We start from the raw sequence: 26,109 nt of genomic DNA, 5'->3' as shown, positions 1-26,109 counted from the left end.
TTTTAAAACCTGTCGGGTTTGGTTTTTGGTACAGTTTTGTCGAAATGACTAAAAGCCTTGAAATTCAAGGCTTTTTTATTGAAGTTTGTTTTTTTTATCGGAAGATTTATCGGCTATTCAATTTCGCCTTTTCCTTAATAATATCAGCAATTTTTCTATTTTCAATTTTGCTTTCCAGCCACGAAATAATATCCAGGTATAAGAAAGCTCTTTTTTCGTAAGTATTCTTTTCAAGTTCTACGAAACGGGCATGCATTTTTTTGAATTCCTTTTTAATATCAGCAGGGTAGAAGTTATTCAGGTTTCTTAAAAACTTGATAATCTCTTTTTGAACTTCGTGTAAGTCATTCATTTTTAATAAAAACTTATACGTGCTTTTCAGGTGATTTTCTAAATAATAATCTTTTCCTAGTTCATAATGCGCAATCAGCGACAATAGCCTTGCAAAGCACATTAAATCTTCGCGCATAGTTAAGTTTTTATTATTGATGATTTTGTCAAGATAGAAAATACATTCGTTATACTTTTCATTTCCAAAATAAATAGAAGCAATTTTGTAGAAAAATAACATTTCGTGATGTTCATCAAGGTGGTCGCTGTGTACTTTCAGTTTTTCTAAAATCTCTGGAATCAGATATTCACTTTCGGCAAAAGTCCCTTCCAGAATATGCAGATTCAGTTTGTTATTGTATAAGTATAAAAATGACAGCGAAGCAAGATTATCATTTACAGGAAATCTCGGATCCTGAATTGTTTCTTCTAACAGCGAAAGATATTTTTTGAAATTGGATGTATATTTCAACATATAAAGCGATTCCAGAAAATAATGGTTTCCTTTTAAGAAAAATACCGGATTCAGGTAAATCATATTTGGGTTGTCATAAAAAAGCTGTACCCATTTGTAAGCAAATTTATAACTCGCTAAAAAGTCCTGAACTAAGAAGCTTCGCCATAAATTAGCATTGTAAAACCAATACTTTTCACGGAAACCAAATTTAGTTTCGTCTAGTTTGGCAATGTGCTTATTGAAATAATCATCAATATATTTATACTCCTCATCGCTTTTTACGTAACCTGTTTTCAGCATGATTCCGTATAATTGAAGCGAAAGATTCGATAATTTGCTCGAAATAGTATTTCGGTAATTTAATTCTTTGGCCTGAACAACCAATTCGTCGGCACGGCCTTGGATACTTCTCGTAATATATTGTGATTCTATCAGCTTTTCGAACTCGACAATTTCATATGCCATATATTTTTCGTCATTTTCTAAAGCCTGCTGTTTTGTTTTGTCAAGAATTTTTAAACTCTGTTTATAAAGTCCTTTATTATATAGTATAACAGCAAAATCAATTTGTTCGCGTAATTGATAACGAATATTCTGGCTCGGAATATTTAAACGAATACTAACTAAGATTTGTTTGTATAGGTATGATTTTAAATTAGATAGCTGAACTTTTTTGATGCTTCCGCTCTTTAAAATAAGCTTTTCATCATACGTTTCAGACTTATCTAAAATGTTGAATAGTTCAATGAATTTCGTATTCGAGCTGGTCTCTAATCGGCTTGCAAAAATTTTAAACTGCCTTTTTTCAGATTTGGAAAGTGATTTTATCAGAACAAATAAGAAATCTTTTTGATGGTTAGCCATTGTAAAAAATAATAATATAACTTATTGATTATTAAATATTTAACTCGTTATAAATTGTGTTATGAACAGTATAATTTCATTAAAATGAATTTCGTACTGCGATTGTACAATATATATTTGTTATCAAGATGTGAAATTACATTAAATAAATGAATATGAATAGAGAGAAAGTTCAAATTTTTGACACCACTTTACGCGACGGTGAGCAAGTTCCAGGATGCAAGTTAGATACTAAGCAAAAATTAGTTATCGCAGAACGACTAGACAAAATGGGAGTTGATATTATCGAAGCTGGTTTTCCTGTGTCAAGTCCGGGCGATTTTTTATCGGTCTCTGAGATTTGTAAAATTGTAGAAAATGCAACGGTCTGCGGACTAACAAGAGCCGTGAAAAACGACATTGATGTTGCTGCAGCTGCTTTAAAGCACGCGAAGAAACCTAGAATCCATACTGGAATCGGAACTTCTGAATCTCATATACTCCACAAATTACAAACTACGCCTGAAGATATTATTGCAAGAGCCAAATTTGCAGTAGCACACGCAAAATCGTATGTAGAAGATGTAGAATTCTACGCAGAAGATGCTGGTAGAACTGATAATGCTTTCCTTGCAAAAGTTTGTGAAGAAGTTATTAAATCTGGTGCAACTGTATTAAATATTCCTGACACAACAGGATATTGTCTTCCGGAAGAATATGGAGCAAAGATTAAATATTTAAAAGAAAACGTAAAAGGAATCGAAAACGTAATCCTTTCATGCCACTGTCATAACGATTTAGGAATGGCAACTGCAAACTCAATTGCAGGTGCAATTAATGGTGCAAGACAAATCGAGTGTACTATTAACGGTATTGGAGAAAGAGCAGGAAATACTGCACTTGAAGAAGTGGTAATGATTTTTAAACAACATCCTTACTTAAACTTAGATACAAACATCAATACAAGAGAATTAAACGAAATGAGCCGTTTAGTTTCTGAAAGTATGGGAATGATTGTACAGCCAAATAAAGCTATCGTTGGAGCAAATGCTTTTGCACATAGTTCTGGAATTCATCAGGATGGTGTTATCAAAAACAGAGCAACTTACGAAATTATGGATCCGCTTGATGTGGGTGTAAACGAATCTTCTATCATTTTGACTGCAAGAAGCGGAAGAGCAGCATTAGCGTACCGTGCTAAAAAAGTAGGTTACGAGCTTACAAAAACACAATTAGACACTGTTTACATTGAGTTCTTGAAGTTTGCTGACATTAAAAAAGAAGTAGTAGACGCAGATATTCACCAAATTATAGAAGCTTCTAAAATTGAAGGTGAATTAATCAGAAGCTAATAAAACACAATAGAGCCAAGAAGAAAGAGAAAAAAATAAAGATTTAAATACATAAAGAACGAGACGTTATGAATTTGAAAATAGCAGTTTTACCAGGAGACGGAATTGGACCAGAAGTTATTGCACAGGCCAAAAAAGCATTATATGCTATTGGCGAAGTGTACAATCATGAATTTGTTTTTGAAGAAGCACTCATGGGTGCGATCGCTATTGACAAAACTGGAAACCCGCTCCCGGAGCAGACTTTAAATCTTTGTTTAAATACTGATGCTGTTTTGCTTGGTGCTATTGGAGATCCAAAATACGATAACAACCCAAATGCAAAAGTTCGTCCGGAGCAAGGTTTGTTAAAACTTCGAAAAGAACTTGGTTTGTTTGCCAATATTCGTCCTATTAAACCATTTAAGGCTTTAATTGATGCTTCTCCTTTAAAAAGAGAGATTATTGAAGGAGCAGATTTTACAATTTTCAGAGAATTAACCGGCGGTGCTTATTTTGGTACAAAAACATTAAATGATGAAGGCACACATGCTTCGGATTTATGTGAGTATTCTGAAGAAGAAATAACGAGAATTGCACATTTAGCTTTTAAATCGGCACAAAACCGACGCAAGAAGTTAACTATGGTAGACAAAGCAAATGTTTTGGAAACTTCCAGATTATGGAGAAAAGTGGTTCAAAAAGTAGGCGAAAGCTATCCAGATGTAATTTTGGACTTTTTATTTGTAGATAACGCAGCAATGCAGCTGATTTTGAATCCAAAACAATTTGATGTGATTTTAACTGAGAATTTATTTGGAGATATTTTATCTGATGAAGCCAGCGTAATTACAGGATCTATTGGTTTACTGCCATCAATATCTTTAGGAGAAAAAAATGCTTTGTTTGAGCCAATTCATGGTTCATATCCACAAGCAAAAGGAAAAAATATTGCCAATCCAATTGCTTCGATTTTAGCTGCAGGACTTTTGTTAGAACATTTTGGATTAACTAAAGAAGCGAATGTAGTTTTTCAGGCAGTTAAAAAAGCAATTGAATATGAAGTTGTTACTGTTGATTTAAAACCAGATTCAAAATTTGGTACAAATGAAGTAGGGGAGTTTGTTTCCAATTTCATTTTCAGCAAAGATGACTTATTATATTTTAATAATGATAATGTTTCGATTGGTCAATCGACAATAGTTTAGATTTTTTATTAAAATAATGAATTAAATAACAAGAAGTATTAGAAATGTTGAGATTTTATTTTTTTAGTTCTTAAAGTTTTTGTACTTTTGTAACACTAAAAAAATAAGCGATGCAAATCTCAATTATTATTACTTCTGTCGTTGTTGTCAATGTGTTTAGCGCATCTGCATCGGGAACGGTATAAATATAATTGAAAGACTATATTATAAACCTTCCAAATACTGGAAGGTTTTTTTTTGAATAAAATTAAAATAAAAATAACGCAATAATGGAATTAAATAAGTACAGCAAAACCATCACTCAAGATCAAACACAGCCTGCGGCGCAAGCAATGTTGTATGGAATTGGTTTAACTGAAGAAGATTTAAAAAAAGCACAAGTTGGTATTGTCAGCATGGGTTATGATGGTAATACTTGCAATATGCACTTAAATGATTTAGCAAAAGATGTTAAAAAAGGTGTTTGGGATGCTGGTCTGGTCGGACTTATTTTTAATACCATTGGTGTAAGTGACGGAATTTCTAACGGTACAGAAGGAATGCGTTATTCATTAGTTTCTCGTGATGTAATCGCAGATTCTATTGAAACTGTAGCCGGTGCACAATGGTACGATAGTATTATTGCAATTCCTGGCTGCGATAAAAATATGCCTGGAGCATTAATCGCAATGGGAAGATTAAACCGTCCGTCAATGATGGTTTATGGAGGATCTATCCACTCAGGAAAATGGAAAGGTGAATCTCTAAACATCGTTTCTGCTTTTGAAGCTTTAGGAAAAAAAGTAAAAGGCGAAATTACTCCGGAAGATTTTAAAGGTGTTATTCAAAATGCTTGTCCTGGAGCTGGTGCCTGCGGTGGTATGTATACTGCAAACACTATGTCTTCTGCAATTGAAGCATTAGGTATGAGTATGCCTTACAGTTCTTCTAACCCTGCTTTGAGTCAGGAAAAAAGAGACGAATGTATTGCTGCCGGAGAAGCTATTAAAGTTTTATTAGAAAAAGATATTAAGCCAAGAGATATTATGACTCGTAAAGCTTTCGAAAATGCTATTACAATTGTAGCAGTTTTAGGAGGTTCTACAAACGCAGTTATGCACTTAATTGCAATGGCACACTCTGTTGGTATTACAATTACTCTTGATGATTTTCAGGCAATTAACGACAGAACACCTGTTCTTGCCGATATGAAACCAAGTGGTAAATATATGATGGAAGACATTCACGAAGTGGGAGGTATTCCGGGTGTAATGAAATATTTATTGAAAGTGGGACTTATCCACGGAGATTGTTTAACAGTAACTGGAAAAACAGTTGCTGAAAACTTAGCTTCTACACCGGATTTACAAGACGGACAAGAAGTAATTCATGAAATTCAAAAAGCGTTAAAACCAACAGGAAATATTCAGGTTTTATACGGAAACCTTGCTTCTGAAGGAGCTGTGGCAAAAATCAGCGGAAAAGAAGGGGAATATTTCGAAGGACCAGCTGTTGTATTTGAAGGGGAATTTGAAGTAATTCCAGGCTTGCAGGCCGGAAAGATTAAACCAGGTAATGTCGTCGTCATTAGAGGTTGTGGACCAAAAGGTGGTCCGGGAATGCCTGAAATGCTAAAACCGACATCTGCCATTATTGGTGCAGGATTAGGAAGCAGCTGTGCACTTATTACAGACGGCAGATTCTCCGGAGGTTCACACGGATTCGTGGTAGGACACGTAACACCAGAGGCTTATGATGGAGGTGGTATTGCACTAGTAAAAGATGGAGATTTAATTGCTATCGATGCTGTAAAAAATACAATCGACCTGAAAATATCTGACGAAGAATTTGCAGCTCGTAAAGCGGCTTGGGTTCAACCAGCGCTAAAAGTTGACAGAGGGGTTTTACTTAAATACGCAAGATCGGTTTCTAGTGCTTCAACAGGCTGTGTTACCGATAATTAACCGACAAAAAATATGAGTTTGAAAACTGTAATTATTTCAAATTCTAAACAATAAAATTACCAAATGGGAACAATTAGAATATCAGGCGCCGAAGCCGTTATTAGATGCTTATTAGAAGAAGGAGTAGACTTAATTTATGGGTATCCGGGAGGAGCTATAATGCCGGTTTACGACGAATTATATAAATTTCAGGATCAGCTGCACCACGTTTTAGTACGTCACGAACAAGGTGCAACGCATGCTGCTCAGGGATATGCGAGAGCAACAGGAAAAGTGGGTGTTGCAATTGCAACTTCTGGACCGGGAGCTACAAATCTTGTAACTGGAATTGCAGATGCTCAGATCGACTCAACTCCAATGGTTTGTATTACAGGACAAGTTGGAAGACATTTATTAGGATCTGATGCTTTTCAGGAAACGGATATCATCGGAATTTCAACTCCGGTTACAAAATGGAACTTTCAGGTAACCGAAGCTTCTCAAATTCCTGAAATTATTGCAAAAGCATTTTATATCGCTCGTTCTGGACGTCCAGGGCCTGTTTTAATCGACATTACTAAAAATGCTCAGTTTGATGAGTTTGATTTTAGTTATGAAAAATGTACTGGAATTAGAAGTTATAATCCGGTTCCGAAATTAAATTTAGATAAAGTTGCCGAAGCTGCAGCCTTAATTAATAGTGCTAAAAAACCTTTTATCGTTTTCGGTCAGGGAATTATATTAGGTCAGGCTGAAGCTGAATTTAAGGCAGTTCTTGAAAAATCAGGAATTCCGGCTGCATGGACTATTTTAGGACTTTCGGCTCTGCCAACAGATCATCCTTTAAATGTTGGTATGTTAGGAATGCACGGTAATTATGCACCAAACTTATTAACTAACGAATGTGATGTATTAATTGCTTTCGGTATGCGTTTTGACGATCGTGTAACGGGTAATTTAAAAACTTATGCAAAACAGGCAAAAGTAATTCACTTCGAAATTGATCCTGCAGAGGTTGATAAAAACGTTAAAACAGAAATTGCTGTTTTAGGTGATGTAAAAGAATCTTTAGCTGCTTTATTGCCGCTGCTTGATGCAAAATCACACGATTTATGGCACAATGAATTTAAAGAATTGGCGAAAATTGAATTTGATTCGGTAATTAAAGACGAATTAAATCCATCATCAGCTGGTCTTTCGATGGGAGAAACTATTGAAATGATTAACAAACACTCAAAAGGTGATGCAATTATAGTTTCAGACGTAGGACAGCATCAAATGTTTGCCTGCCGTTATGCAAAATTCAATTCAACAAAAAGTAATATTACTTCTGGCGGATTAGGAACAATGGGATTTGCGCTTCCGGCTGCAATTGGAGCTAAAATGGGAAGACCAGACCGTGAAGTTGTTGCTATTATTGGCGATGGAGGTTTTCAGATGACAATTCAGGAATTAGGAACGATTTTTCAGACTCAGGTTCCTGTAAAAATTGTAATTCTAAATAATGAGTTTTTAGGAATGGTACGTCAATGGCAGGAATTGTTCTTTGATAACAGATACGCTTCAACAAAAATGATTAATCCAAATTTTGTTGCCATTGCCGAAGGATATCATATTAAATCTAAAAAAGTAACACAGCGAGAAGATTTAGATGCTGCTGTTGCAGAAATGCTGGCTTCAAAAGATTCTTATTTCTTAGAAGTTATGGTGGAAAAAGAAAACAACGTTTTCCCAATGATTCCAACCGGAGCGTGTGTTTCAGAAATTAGATTAAGTTAAGAAAAAGTTTCAGGTTTCAAGTTTCAGGTTTCACGTTCTCAACAGAACTTGAAACCTGAAACCTGAAACAAATAAAACTAAAAAAACAAAATGGAAGAGAAAACATTTACCATATCGGTATACTCAGAAAATAACGTAGGCTTGTTAAATAGAATATCTGGAATATTCTTAAAGCGTCACATTAATATATTAAGTCTAAATGTTTCAGAATCAGAAATAGAAAATGTTTCTAGATTTATTATTGTAGTAAATACAACTGAAAAATGGGTTCAGAATATTGTAGGCCAGATCGAAAAGCAAATTGAAGTTATAAAAGCATTTTACCATACAGATGAAGAAACAATTTTTCTTGAAAATGCACTTTTTAAAATCGCTTCGAGCTTATTGTTTGATGAAAAACAAATTCAAAATATCATCAAAGAAAGCCAGTCTACAATTGTAACGGTTTCAAGAGATTTTTTCGTGATTTCAAAATCTGGAAGACGTTCTGAAATTGAAGAATTATACAAAAAGTTCAAGCCTTATGGTATTATGCAGTTTGTACGTTCGGGCAGAATTTCAGTTTCTAAGCAAAAAATGGAAATTTCAGCATTACTGGAAACATTCAAATAACAATTTAAAGACGGTTTAGGCCGTAATCATAAAAATAATCAATTATTAAATTTCATTTCATTAATATTTTAAAACAAAATGGCAAATTATTTCAACACACTACCACTTAGATTACAATTAGAGCAACTAGGAGTTTGCGAATTTATGGAGCAATCAGAATTTGCAGACGGAATTTCAGCATTAGCTGGTAAAAAAGTTGTCATTGTAGGTTGTGGTGCACAAGGTTTGAATCAAGGTTTAAACATGAGAGATTCAGGTTTAGATATTTCTTATGCTTTGCGTGCAGATGCAATTGCAGAAAAGAGAGCTTCATATAAAAATGCAACTGAAAACGGGTTTAAAGTAGGTACTTATGAAGAGTTGATTCCAACAGCTGATTTAGTTTGTAACCTTACTCCGGATAAACAGCATACTTCTGTAGTTAATGCTATTATGCCATTAATGAAACAAGGATCAACTTTAGCTTATTCTCACGGTTTCAACATTGTTGAAGAAGGAATGCAGATTCGTAAAGATATTACAGTAATTATGTGTGCTCCTAAATGTCCTGGTTCTGAGGTTCGTGAAGAGTACAAAAGAGGATTTGGTGTGCCAACACTTATTGCAGTTCACCCAGAAAACGATCCAAACGGATTTGGTTTAGATCAGGCAAAAGCTTACGCTGTAGCAACTGGAGGACACAAAGCAGGAGTTTTAAGATCATCTTTCGTAGCTGAAGTAAAATCAGATTTAATGGGTGAGCAGACAATTCTTTGCGGATTGCTTCAAACTGGATCTATTTTATGCTTTGATAAAATGGTTGAAAAAGGAATCGATGCTGCTTATGCTTCAAAATTAATTCAATATGGATGGGAAACTATCACTGAAGCTTTGAAACATGGTGGTATTACAAACATGATGGATCGTTTAAATAATCCTTCTAAAATTGAAGCTTACGAATTAGCAGAAGAATTAAAAGACATCATGCGTCCGTTATTCCAAAAACACCAAGACGATATTATTTCTGGAGAATTCTCAAGAACTATGATGATCGACTGGGCTAACGACGATGTTAACTTATTAAAATGGAGAGCTGCAACAGGAGAAACTAACTTCGAAAAAACAGCGCCGCAAGAAGCTCCAATCTCTGAGCAGGAATATTTTGATAACGGAGTATTAATGATTGCTATGGTAAAAGCGGGTGTTGAATTAGCTTTTGAAACTATGACAGAAGCTGGTATCATCGAAGAATCTGCTTACTACGAGTCATTACACGAATTACCATTAATTGCTAATACTATCGCTAGAAAGAAATTATTCGAAATGAACCGTGTAATTTCTGATACTGCTGAGTACGGATGTTATTTATTTGATCATGCTTGTAAGCCATTATTGACTGAATTCATGAAAAAAGTAGAAACTAACATTATTGGTAAACCATTCTCAACTTCAAATGGAGTAGATAATACGGTATTAATTGCTGTTAACAAAGAAATTCGTCAGCACCCTATCGAAGAAGTAGGAGCCTGGTTACGTGAGTCTATGACAGCAATGAAAAAAATTGGATAAATAAATTTGGGAATTTCCGCCCATGTTAAGGTGGAATTTGCTCTGTATCAATGTTTTGAATTAATATTTTGAATTAGTAAGCACTTATTAAGTAAATAGATATAGATGCATATTGCATTCACTTAACTTCTGTGAGACAAGTAAGTTAAGTGAAGCTGATCCCGAAAACGGGGTATATTTTAAACAAAAATATACTTGTTGAAATTTCTATTTATAATTAATAAAGATGCTGCTATTTTCAAAATAGATAAAGTATTGTAATGCAGAAATTACAGAATTAATTGTTATTGAAATTTGTTAAATAAAAAGGTGTGATAATTTGTTTGTCATGCCTTTTTTGTGATTTACATTTTCCTTTAAAATATGTTTTTTTAGGATAACTTTAAAAAAAGCTTATATTTTATTTATTATATGTTTTTTTTTTGTCAAAATTTATGAATTAAATAATTTTAAGAATAGAAGCATATTTAATACATTTATAAAAAAAATTCCACAAAACTATGAGTTATTATAAAATTGAAAATTTAGAACAATATTTTAAACATTACAATAAGTCAATACGAGAGCCGAGAAAATTTTGGGGAAAAATTGCTGAAGAAAATTTTACTTGGTATCAACAGTGGGAAAAAGTTGTTGATTTTAATATGGCCGATGCCGAAGTAAAATGGTTTACAGAAGCAAAGGTTAACATTACCAAAAATTGTATCGACAGACACTTAAGCAAAAGAGGAGATAAAACGGCTATTATTTTTGAGCCGAATGAACCTTCTGAAGAAGCTTTACATATAACATACAACGAGCTTTACGAAAGAGTTTCAAAAATGGCAAATGTTTTGCGTGAACAGGGAATTCGTAAAGGAGACCGCGTGTGCATTTACCTTCCAATGATTCCAGAACTGGCAGTAGCTGTTTTGGCATGTGCCAGAATTGGAGCAATTCACTCAGTGGTTTTTGCAGGATTTTCTGCTTCTGCAGTTTCTGCCAGAATTAACGACTGCGAATGTAAAATGGTTATTACATCAGACGGTGGTTACAGAGGAAATAAAACAATTGATTTAAAAGGAATTGTTGATGAAGCCTTAGATACCTGTCCATCAGTTTCTAAAGTTTTGGTTGTAAAAAGAACTAAAACAGAAATTGCTATGAAAGAAGGCCGTGACATTTGGTTACAGCCATTATTAGATGCAGCTCTTGATAATAGTGTTGCAGAAATTATGGATGCCGAAGATCCTTTGTTTATTTTATATACATCTGGATCTACAGGAAAACCAAAAGGAATGGTGCATACAACAGCTGGATACATGGTTTATACAGCTTATACATTCAAAAACGTATTCAGCCACGAAGAAAATGATATCTTTTGGTGTACGGCAGATATTGGATGGATTACAGGACACTCTTATATATTATATGGACCATTGTTAAATGGAGGAACAACTGTAATTTTTGAAGGCGTTCCTTCTTATCCTGATTTCAGCCGTTTTTGGGATATTATCGAAAAACATAAAATCACACAATTTTATACAGCACCAACAGCGATTCGTTCATTAGCAAAAGAAAGTTTAGATTATATTCAAAAATATCCTCTAAAATCTCTTAAAGTAATTGGATCTGTTGGAGAACCAATCAACGAAGAAGCTTGGCACTGGTTCAACGACCACGTTGGAGACAAGAGATGTCCTGTTGTAGATACTTGGTGGCAGACAGAAACCGGTGGAATTATGATTTCGCCAATTGCTTTTGTTACGCCTACAAAACCAACTTATGCAACTTTACCATTACCGGGAATTCAGCCGGTTTTAATGGATGAAAAACGCAACGAAATTGAAGGAAATCAAGTAGTTGGAAGTTTATGTATTAAATTTCCATGGCCTGGAATCGCCAGAACAATCTGGAATAATCACGATCGTTATAAAGAAACGTATTTCTCTGCTTTCCCTGGAAAATATTTTACAGGAGACGGTGCATTACGCGATGAAGTAGGATATTACAGAATCACAGGTAGAGTAGATGATGTTGTAATTGTTTCTGGACATAATTTAGGAACTGCTCCAATTGAAGATGCTATCAACGAACATCAAGCGGTTGCCGAATCTGCAATTGTTGGATTCCCACATGATATTAAAGGAAATGCATTATATGGTTTTGTTATCCTGAAAGAAACCGGAGAAGTTAGAAATAAAGAAAACTTAACAAAAGAGATCAACCAGTATATTTCTGATCACATTGGACCAATTGCGAAATTAGATAAAATCCAATTTGTTTCTGGCTTGCCAAAAACTCGTTCAGGAAAAATTATGCGTAGAATTTTACGTAAAATTGCTGAAGGTGATTTCTCTAACTTTGGAGATACAACTACATTATTAAATCCTGAAGTTGTAGAACAGATTATGAAAGAAAGAATTGCATAATTCTCGATAAATAAATAAAAAAGCCTCTTAAAAATTAAGAGGCTTTTTTTATGTTTACAATTTATGCCAGACTGAGCGAAGTCGAAGTCCTGCAAATTGATATTTTTTATTTAATTCCCAAACGCGATTTTAGTTTTAAGAACAGAAGACCAATTTTATAAGCATCTTCGGCAGAAGAATTTCTGTCACTTTTTGGAATTTTGTAAATTTCGCATAAATCGTTTAAAGAAAACTGTTTGTCGTTAATGTCAGTTAATTTTCTGTACATAACGTCAATATCAAGCGCTTCATTTTTTAACCTGCCGCAATCCAATCTTTCTAAAGCAGCATTAAGCATTTCAATATCAAAATTAATATGATGACCAACCAAAACAGCATTTCCCAAGAAGTTAATAAAAGCTTCTAAGGCCTCAGCTTCGGGCATTTTTGTCATTTTACTCTCAATAATAAATTCGTTAGAAAGACCATTGTCTTCTAAGAATTTGTACTGCAGTAAAACGGCTTCAAAATTCTCCTTAATTATAATGCTGTCATCTATGACTGAAAAAGCGCCAAGAGACAAAATAACATCTTTGTTAGGATTTAAGCCAGAAGTTTCAGTAGACAAAACCACAAATTTGCTGGGTTTTGCTTCTAATTTTGTCAAGTATTCTTTCCAGAATTCCGGATAATCCTTGTTAATGTTTTTAATCCAGTCTAGCATATTTATGAGAATTGTGTAAGTTGAAATTTACTCTTAATTAGTTCCTCAAGGTCTTTCATCGGGGTCAAAGCATTTTTTAACTTCTCTTTGTCTGTTTTAGACATTTCTCTTAAATTGATATATTGCCCAGAATCGTCATTTTTAAAACCTTCCATAGTTCTAAACTTTGAAAGCGTTAAAAATGCTTCTGCACAACTTAAATATATTTCGGCGTTTTTAGAATCGGTTATAGCTAATTGTTTGAACCTTAAATATGTATTTTTAATTCCTTTTATGTTGGCACTTAAAATCAATAAACGTGCACTGTCTATTAAAGGCATCAAAGCACGGGTTTTAATATCAAATTTTCCTTTATGCGGTCCTTCTTCTTCAACAATGAATTTTTTAAAGAAGCTCCAAAGGTGAGTTTCTTTTTAAAGCATCGTTTCCTAAGAAATCAAAGAATAAAGTATTGTTTACAGCATTTTTAAATACTACATTTTCAATAACTTCTTCGATTTTTGGTTCACCAATTACGATCTCATAATCAAAGAAAATACTGCTCAAATCATTGCTGTTTTCACCTGGAGTATTCATCCAGCTGTTGTATTGTTTTGTCCAGTCGCTCAATGACTTACACCAAAGCATATTGCTTCCCATGTGTCCGTTTGGACAATATTCGTAACCAACTTTTTCAAGAATCGCTGTGGTGCGTTTTGCTAGTCTTAAAAAGTAATCTTTTACTTCTCTGTATTTCTCTGGTGCAACATCTTCAAAAATCAAAATACTATCCTGATCTGTCAATAAAAGCTGTTCTTTACGCCCCTGGCTTCCTATGCTCAACCAGGCAAATCTGGCAGGAGGGGAGCCTAAATCTAAAATTGACAATTCTACAGCGCGTTTAATTATGGCCAGATTAATTTCGCTGGCAATATTACTGACATGTGAAATTGGTATATTTTTTTGAATCGAATTCTGAATCAAATCAGACAGACGATCGCGAATTTGTTTTAAATCTTTTGGTAACTGTGAACGCTTAATTTCTTTAATTAAAACACCAGGGTTACTGGCTTGAGCCACAACTAAATCGTGTTCAGAAATAATTCCTTTTACGGCAGATTTACTTGTACCGTCTTTAGTTACGCAAAGGTGAGAAACATTGTGTTTCAGCATTAATAACTGGGCTTCGGCAAGAGAAACATTTTCAATTACAGTAACTACAGGCGAAGACATAATTTTGTCAATCGTTTCAGTAATTGGGTAACGTCCGGTTGCAATTTTAGAAGCTAAATCGGCATGGGTTACAATACCAATTGGATGATTTTTTTCGCAAACTACAATATTATCAACCATTGATTCTGTCATTAAAAGCGCAACGTCTTTTACAATATGATGTGAATCAGTAGTTAACGGTGAGTTATTATAGGTAAGAGACTGGATAAATTGTATTTCTGACTGCTGGTCAATAAACACATTATCAGCATCTAATTTACCATTAGAACGTGCGTTATCTTTGGTATGTCTTGAATTTATGGCAAAACTTTCAAGCAAAAAGTTCAAAACATCAGAATTGTTAGCTACAAAAGGTCTAAATACTGCAATAGGAATAGCATAAATAATGCTTTCTTCACGTGCTTTTGCAGTCATCATATAGTTGTTTTTGGCAAAGAAAGGTCTTAGTCCAAAAATATCTCCTTCATGACATTTATTTATAATAGTTTCCTCAGCATCAGCAATTGTAGTTAAATTAATAACGCCAGATGCTACAACATAAAAACTGTCGTGCAAAGGGTCGTTATTTTGAAACAATACTGCATGTTTTTCTAAATTGATAACACGAATATTTGTAGCAATATCTGACAATTCCTGAAAGGTTAAATTATCAAATGGCGGGTATTCTTTTAAAAAATCTGCAATATGCTCAGCAATTGTATTCATATAATGTGGATAATATTTTTTAAAATATTGAATGTAAAAATAATAAAATTAAGTCTTACAATGAAAGCAACTTGATCAGAATCTGATTATTTTAAAGAAATGTTAAGAATTACTGGATTCAAGGCTTTGAAAAGCTTTTTTAAATATTAAAGTTACATAAATATTTGATTTATAGTTGTATAAAATAATATTTAATAAATATCAGGAATAGAGCACGTATTTAATTAAAAAATCTAATTTATTGGTTTCTCAAACAGTGGTAAAGATTATTAAATATGATAACTAAGAATATGTATAACTGAAAAAGAGCATTGGTTTTCTAATAATTTCTATTTTACATAATATAAATTATAGGTCAAATAGAATAGTGATGCTTGTAGCGTAGGCTGCATAAAATTCATGCTTTTAATATATTATAAAGGTTCCTTTTTTAGCTTTGATTTTATCTTCAATCAAACTTAATTTACTATACTTCTCTAGAACAGATTGTATTTTTTTGGCAAATCTTTGTATTTCAGAAATTTTAAAAAACTAAAAAAGATATTTTTAGTACAAAATTCGAAATATAATCGACGCATAATAAAGTAAATAAAAACTTACTTTTTTGTTTTTGATTTTACTTTTTCTTTTTAGAATTGATTTATATTTACATCAAAAAGTTTTATGGAAGTTATTTGGACAGAAAAAGCAGAAAAGACTTATACTAAAAATTACGAATATTTAGTAGAAAATTGGTCTTTAGCAATTGCTGAAAAGTTCGATGAAGAAGTATTGAAAACAATAGATATAATATCAAAAAATCCCCATTTAGGTAGCTATAATAGGGATTTTGATTTTAGTAGTATTTTAGTTGTAAAGCAAATAACTTTATTTTATACTATTGTTGACGGTAAAGTATTTCTTTTGCTTTTTCATGATAACCGACAAAAACAGGTTAAAGATTTATTTTAAATATCTTTCTTTTTTGCTTTTATTCTTTTAATCATTTCGCTGTGCGGAATAGTTTTTCCGTTTCTAATATCTTCTTTACTTTGTTCGATTTCTTCTAATAATTCCCATTTATTGTATTCTAATGGATCAAGAATTTTTGCAATCGAAAGCATTTCACTAATTGTAAATGTTTGAGTTTGAAGTTTTCTGTAATATGTTGGACTCGACAAACCTAACTGCTCTATTATATATTTTTTTTTATATGGCGATTTGTCTATTAATTCGTCTAATTGTGCAGCAACTTTTCTGTATGCGATAATTTCTTGTAACATATTTGAAACTTTTTTATTACATTTCTTTTAGCAAAAATAGTAAAAATATGTTACAATATAGTTGAATTATGCATCATTTGTATATAGCTTCAAAATGCATTTTATCCGTTTGTAAACGTTTAATTGTATTTCTTTCTGTGCAGATATTGTTCTTCATATTTCCCGTATTCTAAAAAATAAATTTATTTTTTTGAAATAACGCATTTATCTATGCTCCATAATCTGATTTAAAAATAAATTTGATGCATTATGTTACTGCGTCAAATTTCTCATATTTGGAAAATATTTTTTCTATTTCTCAAATATTGAATTTTTGGCTTATCATATATACTTAATCAAATTTCATGTATTTGGAAAACAATTTATTTTTTTGAAATAACGAATTTATCCATGCCTCATAATCTGGTTTAAAATAAAATTTGATGCATTATGGTACTGCGTCAAATTTCTCATATTTGAAAAATATTTTTTTTATTTCTCAAATATTGGATTTTTGTGCTGATGATATTTACAGCTTAAAAAATGCTTCAAATATATACTGAATCAAATTTCGCGTATTTCGAAAATAAAAATATTTTTTTTCAAATACCGCATTTATACACGATCATTAATAAACCCAGTTAAGAACAAATTGATATATAAATAAATGAAAAAATATGTTTTAATTATTTTAAGTAAAAATCCTATATTTGACATTTACGATACATATCAATATGACAGAGAAGAAAATACATCAAGGCAGAAATATAAAACGTTTCCGTGAAATGCTGGGCATTAAACAAGAAGCCCTTGCCTTTGAATTGGGTGAAGACTGGAGTCAAAAGAAAATCTCTATTTTGGAGCAAAAAGAATTGATTGAAACTGATATTTTAGCTCAGGTTGCTAAAATTCTTAAAGTTCCTGTTCAAGCTATCGAAAATTTTGATGAAGAACAAGCAATAAATATTATATCAAATAATGCTTCTTTTGATAATTGTCAACAACCTGCTTTTTTTAACAATCAACCTACATTCAACCCTATTGATAAAATGGTAGAGCTTTATGAGCGTATGTTATTGCAGCAAAAGGAAATGATTGATAAATTGGAAAAGCTGATTCAGAACAAGTAAACAATATACTTCATAAAAAAAGCATCACATTATGTGATGCTTTAAATTTCTCGTATTTGAAAAATTATTTTATTTTTTTCAAATAAACGGATTTTCCGTTAAGCGAAACTTCAATCTGATTTGTTTTATCAGAGAATGTTGTTCTCAAAACATTTCCTTTAAAAACTGAAACGTCTCCGTAAACTTTTCCGGTTTCAGGAGATTCATACTGAAATAACAGCTTTTTATTATCAGGTTCAATTCCTAGTTTGTAACTTGTAAATTTCGATCCGGATAAATCAAATTCCTGCTGAGAGTCAATAATAGTTCCATCTGCATAAAAATTGGTAATCGTTTTGTTTACCGTGATATCCGGATAAAATTGATTAACTTTTTGTATTAAATCATACTGCGCCGGGCTCACATCTTCTTTTTTTGATGTAATGGTCTGAGCAAATGAAATTGTCGTAAAAATAAGTGCTAATAGTAAAGTGAATTTTTTCATAAATTTAAATTTTAAGTTATTGTTTCAAAACATTTTTGAAAGCTTGTATAATACCCAGTTTTGATAAAGGATAATTAATATACCTAACAAGATACTAAATATTTATCTTTGCAGGAAATTATAAGCCTCTTTTTAATAAAATGACAACAAAAAAATACCTCAAACTCATTCTCATTTTAGGTTCTTTAACCGCTCTTGGTCCTTTTTCAATCGATATGTACTTACCTGGATTCTCTGGTATTGCAAAAGATTTGAATACTTCGGTAGCCAAAGTTTCGATGAGTTTATCTAGTTATTTCATTGGAATTTCAGCTGGACAGCTGCTTTACGGCCCATTATTAGACCGTTTTGGACGCAAAAAACCATTGTTTCTTGGTTTAATGGTTTATATTTTAGCTTCTTTGGGCTGTTCGTATGTAACTGATATCGATACATTTATTTTCTTGCGTTTTATTCAGGCTATCGGAAGCTGTGCCGCAACAGTTGCTTCTGTAGCAATGGTTCGTGATTTATTTCCTGTAAAAGATATTCCAAAAGTATTTTCATTGTTAATGCTTGTTTTAGGGCTTTCGCCGATGCTGGCGCCTACAATTGGCGGTTATGTTACCGAAGATTATGGCTGGCATACTGTATTTTCTATACTTATGTTTATGGGAATTGCTATTTTGATTGCTGCTCAAATTGGTTTGCCAAATAGTTACAAACCAGACACTTCAATATCATTAAAACCAAAACCAATTATTTCGAACTTTTTAAAAGTTCTTAAAGAACCACAATTTTATACATATGCATTTACCGGAGCAATCGCATTTTCGGGATTATTTACGTATGTAGCGGCCTCTCCTATCATTTTTATGGATATTTATCATGTTGATGCTAAAACTTATGGATGGATTTTTGCCTTTATGTCTGTAAGTTTTATTGGTTCAAGTCAGTTAAATTCTGTTTTATTAAAGAGATTTTCAAGTGAACAGATGATTTTTGGAGCATTAATCCTGCAGTCTGTCGTTAGTATTATTTTCCTAATACTTTCTTTAAACAATTTATTGGGCTTATATGAAACTATAGCAATCCTGTTTATTTTTCTGGGTTGTTTAGGAATTTCAAACCCTAATACTGCTGGGCTTACAATGGCTCCTTTTGCAAAAAATGCAGGAAGTGCTTCGGCTTTAATGGGCGCAATTCAGTTAGGATTAGGATCTTTGGCCTCATTTGCTGTTGGAATTTTTGTAAAGGATTCTGTAGCGCCTATGGTTCTTATTATGACTGTAACTACAATTATTGCCTTTATAGTTTTAAATATCGGAAAAAGATTTATCAAAAATAAAGTAGAAATAGCTGCTGATGATGACACTATACTTGCTCATTAATGAGTAAAAATTTCAATAAAAAAGCCAGAATCAAAAATTCTGGCTTTTTTTATAGTATCTCAATCTATTGGAATTTCTTATTTCTCCTGAGATCTTTTATCTGGTCTGATAATCATTCTAAGAGATTGGTCTCTTGCAAAGTAAGCAACCATCCAGTTCCAAAATGTGTTTAATCTGTTTCTATAGGTAATTAAAGAAATCAAGTGGATGAACAACCAGATAATCCAGGCAAAAAATCCTTTAAAATGCCATTTTGGACTTGGTAAATCTACTACAGCTTTTGCTTTTCCAATAATTGCCATTGAACCTTTGTCTTTATAAGTAAAAGGATTCAACGGTTTGTTTTTTGTCATTGCCTTAAAGTTTTTCGCTAGATTTAATCCTTGCTGAATAGCAACCTGCGCAACTTGCGGATGTCCGTTAGGGAAATTTTTATCGCCGGCTAAAATTGCAGTATCACCAATTGCATAAACATTTTCAAGTCCGTTTACCTTATTGTATTGGTCTGTAGCCATGCGTCGGCCGCGACCGTAACTTTCCTGCGGAATTCCTTCAAAAATTTTGGCAGAAACTCCTGCAGCCCAGATTAAGTTTTTAGTTTTGATGGTTTCTCCGCTTTCAAAAAATACGGTATCGTCAACGTAATCAACAACTTTAGTGTTTAGTTTTACAACAACTCCTAATTTTGTCAGGGCGTCTAATGTATCTTTTTGAGATTCTTTGCTCATTGGAGCCAGAAGTGCATCGCCTCCATCTACTAAATACACATTACTTGCAGATGTATCCAGTTCTGGATATTCTTTTAAAAGAATGCTTTTTCGCATTTCGGCAAACATTCCAGAAACTTCAACTCCTGTTGGTCCTCCTCCGGCAACAACAATCGTTAATAATTTACGGCGTTTGCGCATGTCTTTGCAAATGGCCGCTTTTTCAAGATTTTTAAGCAGTGTATTTCGCATTTCGATGGCATCATTAAGAGTTTTCATCGGAATGGCGTTTTTCATTACATTCTCCATACCAAAATAACTCGTTTCTGCTCCTGTTGCAAAAACAAGGTGATCGTATGATAATTCACCATTATTTAAAATGATCTTATTTTCAGCTGGAACTACAGAAAGAAGTTCGCCTAAACGAAACTGAAGATTTTTTTTACCAGCAAAAAATTTTCTATATGGATAACTAATGCTTGACGGCTCTAAAAAAGCTGTCGCAACTTGATATATTAACGGCGGAAAAAAGTTATAATTGTTTTTGTCTACAAGGGTTACTTGTATGTCTGGATGGTTAACGAGCTCTTTTGCGAGATTTATTCCCGCAAAACCACCTCCTATTATGACTATGTTCATATATGTTGTTTATTAAGTAGGATTATAAAATAATTCCTTATAAATGTACAACTTTAATAAACAATGACAAAAGTCATCTTTGTTACTTTTTGCTTTTTTTAACTGTTTTATCAACTATATCGATTTTGTTTTGCAAAATATAATTTGCCATTAATTTCTCGATAAGTTCGTCTTTAGTCAAATGATGAAAAACGGTTTTTACTTTCGTTTTTAAATCAGTTGAGATATCATGATTGGGTTTAGTTTTAAAGATTTGTTTCGCCCATAAAAGTGTATTATTTTCTTCAATACTTAATGCAGACGGTTTTTGGAACTTAGAAAATGTAAGCCCTAGTTCTCTTTCAAAATCAGCAATTTCAAAAACTTCTTCTTCTTGTAAAACAGTCAGCGAAAGCCCATTTGCTCCTGCTCTGGCGGTTCTTCCGCTTCGGTGAACATAGGTTTCGTAAGCATCTGGTAAATGGTAATTTACAACATAGGAGATTTCTTTTACGTCAATTCCTCTTGCAGCTAAATCGGTAGCAACCAGAATATTAATATGACCTTCACGAAACTGCTCCATGATTCTGTCACGAATACCTTGTGTTAAGCTTCCATGAATAGCTCCAGAAGAAAAACGGTTTATTGCCAGATTTTTTGCCAATTTGTTGACAGCAGCTTTTGTTTTACAGAAAATAATACCTCTTTCTCCTTCTCTTGAATTTAAAAAGTGCATTAAAACGTCTAGTTTTTCAATAGGATCTACCACAATATATTGGTGGTCAATTCCTTGATTGCCTACAACTTCCATACTTGCGCTTACCTGAACTACATTTTTGTTCAAATAATTCTGAACCAATTGTTTTATAGTTCCCGGCAAAGTTGCTGAGAATAATAAAGTACGGTGTTTTTTAGGAATTTCGGTTAAAATTTCATCCAGACTTTCTTTTAGGATCGAAACCATTTCATCGGCTTCGTCTAAAACTAAATATTGTGTTTGTTTTAAGTCTACTGCTTTTCTCTGAATCAAATCAATTAAACGTCCCGGAGTGGCAACAATAATATGAGTTGGAGTTTTAAGACGCTCAATTTGAGGTTTTATTGGAATTCCGCCGCAAGTTGCTGCAATTGAAATGTTAGGGATATATTTTGAAAAATCTTCTAAATTTCTAAAAATCTGATGCCCTAACTCTCTTGTCGGCACTAAAATTACAGCCTGAACAGCACTTGATTTTGTATCAATTAATTGTAATAATGGAAGTCCAAAAGCGGCTGTTTTTCCGGTTCCGGTTTTAGCCAAACCTACAACATCATGGTTTTCAGCTAATAAAAGCGGAATTGTTTTTTGTTGAATTTCTGTTGGTTCAACAATATTTAATTCGCTTAAAGCTTTTAAAATAGGTTCTGAAATTCCTAATGTTGAGAATTGTTTAGACATGATTTAATTTTAGATTTTTGACTTTAGAATTTAGATTTTCCTAAAATCTTTAAGTGATTTATTTCCCTTTAAAATTATTTAACCATTAAGACATTTGAAATAAATCAAAACATCTTAATGGTTTACTTTATTTAAGATTCCTTATAAGGAACTTTATGACTTTTAAACTTTAGACTTTCCTCTAAATTTATCAATCTGGTTCGTTCATGATTTTCTCGCGGTATTTTTTACCTACCAGCAAAGTTAATCTTTGCTTGTAATCATCCAGAAGCCATTCGCGGTAGTTTTTACTGCACTGGCTTAAACATTTTGCAAAACGTTTAATTCGGCATTCGATATCATCATCTAATTCTTTAGAAAGCGCTTTAGCTTCCTGAAGTGTCTCGGTATTATCAACACACATTGCAGCGTGTTGTTCTAATGATTTGTCTAGTACTATTTTAGAACGTAAATTTTGCTTAATAGCCAGTTTATGTTCTTCATCTATATCAAAAGTTACATCGGCCGTTTTGCTGAATTTTGCTCTTAATTCTGGCGGCATACTGTATTTAAAGAACATTTCGATTTCAGTATCATCTCTTAAATTCTCCAGATAAAATTCAGGAGATTTAAAGATATGCTGCCAGTTTACAGGTTCGCTCCACAATCCAAAACGTGCAGCGTTGTTTCCTAAATCGATAACTGTAAACTCATCTTTACCAGGTAATTTACGAGAACCTCGACCAATCATCTGGAAATATAAAGTTAATGATTTTGTTGCTCTGTTTAAGATAATGGTTTCAACAGTAGGTTCATCAAATCCGGTTGTTAAGATCCCTACAGAAGTTAAAATAGCGTCTGGAGTTTTCTTAAACCACTGTAAAATATCTTTACGTTCTTCAGAACTGCTTGTATTGTCAAGGTGTCTGATATCGTATCCTGCTTCTCTAAAAGTATCATATACATATAAAGAGGTATGGATACCATTGTTAAAAATCAGAGTCTTTTTTCCTAAAGAACGTTCTGTATAGGCATGAAGCAGTTTTTCCTGCATCATTGAGTTGGTGTATAAATCATCTGAAGATTTTACGGTGTAATCTCCATTAATACCTACTTTTAATGAAGTCAGACCCACATCATAACTGTATGTTGTAGCTCTGGCCAAAAATCCTTTGTCTATTAAAGAGCCAATTGTATCACCTACTATAAGTTCGTCATAGCTCTGGTGCATTGGCAGTTTTATGTTAGAACTCAACGGAGTTGCCGTAACTCCTAAAATAAAAGCATTTTTAAATGAGTTTAATAATTTTCTGAATGAATTGTAATGTGCCTCATCAATAATCACCAAACCAATGTTATCAAGATGCAGTTTTTCATCATTAATACGGTTTTTTAAAGTTTCGACCATCGCAACGAAACAAGAATAATCGTTTTGGTCCGGCAGTTCTTTTACCTTACTGTTGATTATTTTGTTGCTTACGCCAAAGCCTTTCAGCATTTTTGAAGTTTGTTTGCAAAGCTCGATTCGGTGTGTTAAAACAACCACTTTTTTGTCATTATTAGATAAATAACGACGTACAATTTCTGAGAATATTACTGTTTTCCCGCCTCCTGTTGGCAATTGATACAATAAATGATGTTTTGGAGGAGCATTATCTAAGCGGTCAAAAATGGCATCAATATCGCCTTTTTGGTATGCATAAAGTTCTTTTTTCTCTTCTCTTTCTATTTCTAAAGTGTTTTGAGACATTGTTTATTTTTGGATTTTTGCAAAAATACATCTAAAAAACAGTTATTCATCTTATTTTAACCTAAAATAAATGTTTTTTTTAAACTAAGATTTTTTATAGGAAATGTTTTTAAAAGTCAATTTTCTCCAGAATTGCTTCAAAATCATACCTGTTTTTCCATTTTTGCTGCAAAGTCTCCTGATAAACTGCTTCAATTCTTGCTTTAAATTCATTCAAAATTCCATTTGAAATAACAAAATTTACTGCCTGCTCAAATGAATTAAACATGCTTTTGTAAAACAATTCCTGCTTAATAAAATTATTTGACGAATACGTTTGCGCAATTTCTATGTTATAAAACATCAAATCGGCAATTATAAATGAATCAACACCTAAAGAAATGAAATGTTTTATGATTTTTTGAGCAACAGAGCGCCGCATTTTTGCTTTCGGACGCCATTTTGCATTGGGCTTTTTTACCGGAAAATATTCATGCGAAATTTTAACTTTTGATTCCTGCAGCAGTTTGTCTTCTTTTGGATTAAAAACAAAGTCATAATAGACTTTTACAGGACTGAACTTTTCATACAATTCAATGAGTTGTTCCTCTAGTTGTTCTTTGGTTAATTCGGCTAAATATTTTTTTAAATCGCGTTTGCTCATTATCAAAGTTTAAGAATACAAAAGTAAATTACTTTCCTGACACATAACCCAAAAACCAATCCTAATACTTAATTTTGCCTGCATAATCTCAAAAATATATCTACATGCTTAAGATTTTTAAAGTTACCGCTATTTTAGAAGGAATTTCATATTTAGTTTTATTCGCCAATATGCTTATCATTAAAACTAACAATCCTGAACTTTACCATACTTTATTAAGACCATTAGGAATGACACACGGGATCCTTTTTATTGGTTATATTATTTTGGCTTTTTTACTAAAAAAATCTCAAAACTGGGATTTTAAAACTTTTGCAATTATACTAATCGCCTCTCTAATTCCGTTTGGAACATTTTATATCGAGAAAAAGTATTTAGAAACTAAAGCAAATGCATAAGCTTTTGGATAAAATATTCAATTTTTTATATCCGCTTTTTAGAGACTGGGGAATGAACCGCAATTTTGCGTCATACATTAGTCTTGTTATTAATATTGCTATTATGCTGGTTTTGGCATATGCAATTTATTATATCGCCAAATTTGTTTTGGTTACGCTTACAGCCGTTTTTGCCCAGCGTACCAAAACTAAATTTGACGATTATTTAATACACAACAAAACCACAAAATATACAGCCTACTTAATTCCATTTTTCTTTATTTATAAAGCTGTTCCGGTTATTTTAGATAAGTATGAATACTGGGAACTGCTTTTTGGAAAAATTGTGGGCATTTATATCGTTTTAATTAGTTTATGGATCATAAGGACCATTTTTAATGCTTTACGCGACTATTTAAAACAAAAACCGGAATACAGCGATAAACCTATCGACAGTTTTGTTCAGGTTATTATGATCGTACTTTGGATTTTTGGAGTAGCGATGATTATTTCAACTTTATTCGGAATCAAAAAAGGCGAATTACTAACCATTTTAGGAACACTTTCGGCTATTATTATCCTTATTTTTAGAGATACTATTCTTGGATTTGTTTCGAGTGTTCAGGTTGCTATAAACGATATGGTTCGTATTGGCGACTGGATTACAATGGATAAATTTGGTGCCGATGGTGATGTAATCGAAATCAATCTGACAACCGTAAAAGTCCGCAACTTCGATAATACCATTACTACGATTCCAACGTATGCCCTGAGTTCAGATTCTTTTCAGAACTGGCGCGGTATGCAGAAGTCTGACGGAAGACGTATTAAAAGACATGTTTTAATAAAAAGCAGCAGTATTCGTTTTCTAAACAATGATGACTTGAATCACATGAAAGGAATACAGCTTATAACTTCGTATATCGAAACCAGACAAGCCGAAATTGAAAAATATAATGAGCTTAGAGGAATTGATAAATCTCTTTTGCTTAATGGTCGTAATATGACCAATTTAGGTATGTTTAGAAAATATATTATGCAGTATTTGTTAGATCATCCGGGATTAAACAAAAATATGCATATTATGTGCCGTCAGCTGCAATCTACCGCACATGGTGTTCCGTTAGAAATTTATGTTTTTTCGAGCGATAAACGCTGGGCAAACTACGAATATATAATGTCGGATATTTTCGATCATGTTATGGCTTCTGTTATTTATTTCGATCTTGAAATATTCGAACTGCCATCACAGATTGGAAGATTGGATAGGTGATTTTTTTAGTTTTCAGTCTCAGTTTTCAGTCACAGATT

At 32.8% G+C, this 26,109-nt stretch carries 20 protein-coding genes and 1 pseudogene; 12 read left to right on the top strand and 9 right to left on the bottom strand.

The features are described 5' to 3' along the window. Positions 1-106: 106 nt before the first annotated feature. Positions 107-1,651 carry a hypothetical protein gene (locus FJOH_RS14875; RefSeq protein ID WP_012024925.1) on the bottom strand — a complete coding sequence of 515 codons (1,545 nt, stop codon included), beginning with the start codon at positions 1,649-1,651 and terminating at the stop codon, positions 107-109. A gap of 155 nt (positions 1,652-1,806) precedes the next feature. Here FJOH_RS14875 and FJOH_RS14870 point away from each other — a divergent pair, with 155 nt between their 5' ends. The 7 genes from FJOH_RS14870 (at position 1,807) to acs (ending at position 12,441) form a co-directional block, all read left to right on the top strand. Next, the gene (locus tag FJOH_RS14870) at positions 1,807-2,982 is read left to right on the top strand and encodes a 2-isopropylmalate synthase (protein ID WP_052295190.1); all 1,176 of its coding nucleotides are present in this window, start codon (positions 1,807-1,809) and stop codon (positions 2,980-2,982) included. A 68-nt stretch (positions 2,983-3,050) separates the two neighbouring features. Continuing rightward, entirely contained in the window at positions 3,051-4,169 is a 1,119-nt protein-coding gene (leuB, locus tag FJOH_RS14865) for a 3-isopropylmalate dehydrogenase (protein ID WP_012024923.1), read from the top strand. Positions 4,170-4,438: 269 nt separating this feature from the next. Further along, the gene (ilvD, locus tag FJOH_RS14860) at positions 4,439-6,112 is read left to right on the top strand and encodes a dihydroxy-acid dehydratase (protein WP_012024922.1); all 1,674 of its coding nucleotides are present in this window, start codon (positions 4,439-4,441) and stop codon (positions 6,110-6,112) included. Between the two features lie 63 nt (positions 6,113-6,175). Continuing rightward, a complete protein-coding gene (gene ilvB, locus FJOH_RS14855) occupies positions 6,176-7,870 on the top strand; it encodes a biosynthetic-type acetolactate synthase large subunit (RefSeq protein WP_012024921.1) in 1,695 nt (564 codons plus the stop codon). A gap of 90 nt (positions 7,871-7,960) precedes the next feature. Beyond that, positions 7,961-8,482, top strand: a complete 522-nt coding sequence (gene ilvN, locus FJOH_RS14850; protein ID WP_012024920.1) for an acetolactate synthase small subunit — start codon at positions 7,961-7,963, stop codon at positions 8,480-8,482. Positions 8,483-8,560: 78 nt separating this feature from the next. Then, positions 8,561-10,030: a ketol-acid reductoisomerase gene (ilvC, locus tag FJOH_RS14845; RefSeq protein WP_012024919.1), complete on the top strand. Its 1,470-nt coding sequence runs from the start codon at positions 8,561-8,563 to the stop codon at positions 10,028-10,030. Positions 10,031-10,530: 500 nt separating this feature from the next. Then, positions 10,531-12,441 (top strand): acetate--CoA ligase, encoded by a 1,911-nt coding sequence (gene acs, locus FJOH_RS14840; RefSeq protein WP_012024918.1) that lies wholly within the window; start codon positions 10,531-10,533, stop codon positions 12,439-12,441. 106 nt (positions 12,442-12,547) lie between these two features. Here acs and FJOH_RS14835 read toward each other — a convergent pair whose 3' ends face one another. Both FJOH_RS14835 and FJOH_RS14830 read right to left on the bottom strand, forming a co-directional pair. Then, positions 12,548-13,144 carry a 3'-5' exonuclease gene (locus FJOH_RS14835; RefSeq protein WP_012024917.1) on the bottom strand — a complete coding sequence of 199 codons (597 nt, stop codon included), beginning with the start codon at positions 13,142-13,144 and terminating at the stop codon, positions 12,548-12,550. 2 nt (positions 13,145-13,146) lie between these two features. Then, positions 13,147-15,061 (bottom strand): annotated as a pseudogene (locus FJOH_RS14830) (DUF294 nucleotidyltransferase-like domain-containing protein). A gap of 663 nt (positions 15,062-15,724) precedes the next feature. Between FJOH_RS14830 and FJOH_RS14825 the strand changes: the two are divergent. Further along, positions 15,725-16,012, top strand: a complete 288-nt coding sequence (locus FJOH_RS14825; protein WP_012024916.1) for a type II toxin-antitoxin system RelE/ParE family toxin — start codon at positions 15,725-15,727, stop codon at positions 16,010-16,012. Here FJOH_RS14825 and FJOH_RS14820 read toward each other — a convergent pair. Then, entirely contained in the window at positions 16,009-16,323 is a 315-nt protein-coding gene (locus FJOH_RS14820) for a hypothetical protein (protein WP_012024915.1), read from the bottom strand. The genes FJOH_RS14825 and FJOH_RS14820 overlap by 4 nt on opposite strands. A 713-nt stretch (positions 16,324-17,036) precedes the next feature. On the opposite strand from FJOH_RS14820, the gene FJOH_RS14815 reads away from it, so the two are divergent. Continuing rightward, entirely contained in the window at positions 17,037-17,432 is a 396-nt protein-coding gene (locus tag FJOH_RS14815) for a helix-turn-helix domain-containing protein (RefSeq protein ID WP_012024914.1), read from the top strand. Positions 17,433-17,496: 64 nt separating this feature from the next. On the opposite strand, the gene FJOH_RS14810 is transcribed toward FJOH_RS14815, so the two are convergent. Beyond that, positions 17,497-17,916, bottom strand: a complete 420-nt coding sequence (locus FJOH_RS14810; protein ID WP_012024913.1) for a hypothetical protein — start codon at positions 17,914-17,916, stop codon at positions 17,497-17,499. A gap of 140 nt (positions 17,917-18,056) precedes the next feature. On the opposite strand from FJOH_RS14810, the gene FJOH_RS14805 reads away from it, so the two are divergent. After that, positions 18,057-19,286: a multidrug effflux MFS transporter gene (locus FJOH_RS14805; protein WP_012024912.1), complete on the top strand. Its 1,230-nt coding sequence runs from the start codon at positions 18,057-18,059 to the stop codon at positions 19,284-19,286. A gap of 77 nt (positions 19,287-19,363) precedes the next feature. Here the strand turns inward: FJOH_RS14805 and FJOH_RS14800 are convergent, their stop codons facing one another. The 4 genes from FJOH_RS14800 to FJOH_RS14785 form a co-directional block, all read right to left on the bottom strand. After that, positions 19,364-20,632 (bottom strand): NAD(P)/FAD-dependent oxidoreductase, encoded by a 1,269-nt coding sequence (locus FJOH_RS14800; RefSeq protein ID WP_012024911.1) that lies wholly within the window; start codon positions 20,630-20,632, stop codon positions 19,364-19,366. A gap of 82 nt (positions 20,633-20,714) precedes the next feature. Further along, positions 20,715-22,049, bottom strand: coding sequence for a DEAD/DEAH box helicase (locus tag FJOH_RS14795; protein WP_012024910.1), 1,335 nt, complete (start codon positions 22,047-22,049; stop codon positions 20,715-20,717). Between the two features lie 190 nt (positions 22,050-22,239). Next, entirely contained in the window at positions 22,240-23,778 is a 1,539-nt protein-coding gene (locus FJOH_RS14790; RefSeq protein WP_012024909.1) for a DEAD/DEAH box helicase, read from the bottom strand. A gap of 109 nt (positions 23,779-23,887) precedes the next feature. Further along, positions 23,888-24,421, bottom strand: a complete 534-nt coding sequence (locus tag FJOH_RS14785) for a DUF6155 family protein (RefSeq protein WP_012024908.1) — start codon at positions 24,419-24,421, stop codon at positions 23,888-23,890. 104 nt (positions 24,422-24,525) lie between these two features. Here FJOH_RS14785 and FJOH_RS14780 point away from each other — a divergent pair, with 104 nt between their 5' ends. Together FJOH_RS14780 and FJOH_RS14775 are read left to right on the top strand one after the other, a co-directional pair. Further along, on the top strand, positions 24,526-24,819 hold the full coding sequence (locus tag FJOH_RS14780) for a DUF3817 domain-containing protein (protein ID WP_012024907.1): 294 nt from the start codon (positions 24,526-24,528) through the stop codon (positions 24,817-24,819). Further along, positions 24,812-26,071, top strand: a complete 1,260-nt coding sequence (locus tag FJOH_RS14775; protein ID WP_012024906.1) for a mechanosensitive ion channel family protein — start codon at positions 24,812-24,814, stop codon at positions 26,069-26,071. Before FJOH_RS14780 ends, FJOH_RS14775 begins: the two co-directional genes overlap by 8 nt. Positions 26,072-26,109: the final 38 nt, after the last annotated feature.

Source organism: Flavobacterium johnsoniae UW101 (assembly GCF_000016645.1).
In the GTDB taxonomy this organism is placed as follows: Bacteria; Bacteroidota; Bacteroidia; order Flavobacteriales; family Flavobacteriaceae; genus Flavobacterium; species Flavobacterium johnsoniae.
The sequence above is the reverse complement of the archived record's forward strand: the minus strand, read 5'-3'. Positions and strand labels throughout refer to the sequence as shown.

Coding starts and splice junctions, on each gene's coding strand:
- ilvB (WP_012024921.1), top strand. CDS start 6,176: ATGGGAACAATTAGAATATCAGGCGCCGAAGCCGTTATTAGATGCTTA.
- FJOH_RS14815 (WP_012024914.1), top strand. CDS start 17,037: ATGACAGAGAAGAAAATACATCAAGGCAGAAATATAAAACGTTTCCGT.
- ilvC (WP_012024919.1), top strand. CDS start 8,561: ATGGCAAATTATTTCAACACACTACCACTTAGATTACAATTAGAGCAA.
- ilvN (WP_012024920.1), top strand. CDS start 7,961: ATGGAAGAGAAAACATTTACCATATCGGTATACTCAGAAAATAACGTA.
- leuB (WP_012024923.1), top strand. CDS start 3,051: ATGAATTTGAAAATAGCAGTTTTACCAGGAGACGGAATTGGACCAGAA.
- FJOH_RS14835 (WP_012024917.1), bottom strand. CDS start 13,144: ATGCTAGACTGGATTAAAAACATTAACAAGGATTATCCGGAATTCTGG.
- FJOH_RS14825 (WP_012024916.1), top strand. CDS start 15,725: ATGGAAGTTATTTGGACAGAAAAAGCAGAAAAGACTTATACTAAAAAT.
- FJOH_RS14870 (WP_052295190.1), top strand. CDS start 1,807: ATGAATAGAGAGAAAGTTCAAATTTTTGACACCACTTTACGCGACGGT.
- FJOH_RS14875 (WP_012024925.1), bottom strand. CDS start 1,651: ATGGCTAACCATCAAAAAGATTTCTTATTTGTTCTGATAAAATCACTT.
- FJOH_RS14805 (WP_012024912.1), top strand. CDS start 18,057: ATGACAACAAAAAAATACCTCAAACTCATTCTCATTTTAGGTTCTTTA.
- FJOH_RS14775 (WP_012024906.1), top strand. CDS start 24,812: ATGCATAAGCTTTTGGATAAAATATTCAATTTTTTATATCCGCTTTTT.
- FJOH_RS14810 (WP_012024913.1), bottom strand. CDS start 17,916: ATGAAAAAATTCACTTTACTATTAGCACTTATTTTTACGACAATTTCA.
- ilvD (WP_012024922.1), top strand. CDS start 4,439: ATGGAATTAAATAAGTACAGCAAAACCATCACTCAAGATCAAACACAG.
- FJOH_RS14795 (WP_012024910.1), bottom strand. CDS start 22,049: ATGTCTAAACAATTCTCAACATTAGGAATTTCAGAACCTATTTTAAAA.
- FJOH_RS14800 (WP_012024911.1), bottom strand. CDS start 20,632: ATGAACATAGTCATAATAGGAGGTGGTTTTGCGGGAATAAATCTCGCA.
- FJOH_RS14790 (WP_012024909.1), bottom strand. CDS start 23,778: ATGTCTCAAAACACTTTAGAAATAGAAAGAGAAGAGAAAAAAGAACTT.
- acs (WP_012024918.1), top strand. CDS start 10,531: ATGAGTTATTATAAAATTGAAAATTTAGAACAATATTTTAAACATTAC.
- FJOH_RS14785 (WP_012024908.1), bottom strand. CDS start 24,421: ATGAGCAAACGCGATTTAAAAAAATATTTAGCCGAATTAACCAAAGAA.
- FJOH_RS14780 (WP_012024907.1), top strand. CDS start 24,526: ATGCTTAAGATTTTTAAAGTTACCGCTATTTTAGAAGGAATTTCATAT.
- FJOH_RS14820 (WP_012024915.1), bottom strand. CDS start 16,323: ATGTTACAAGAAATTATCGCATACAGAAAAGTTGCTGCACAATTAGAC.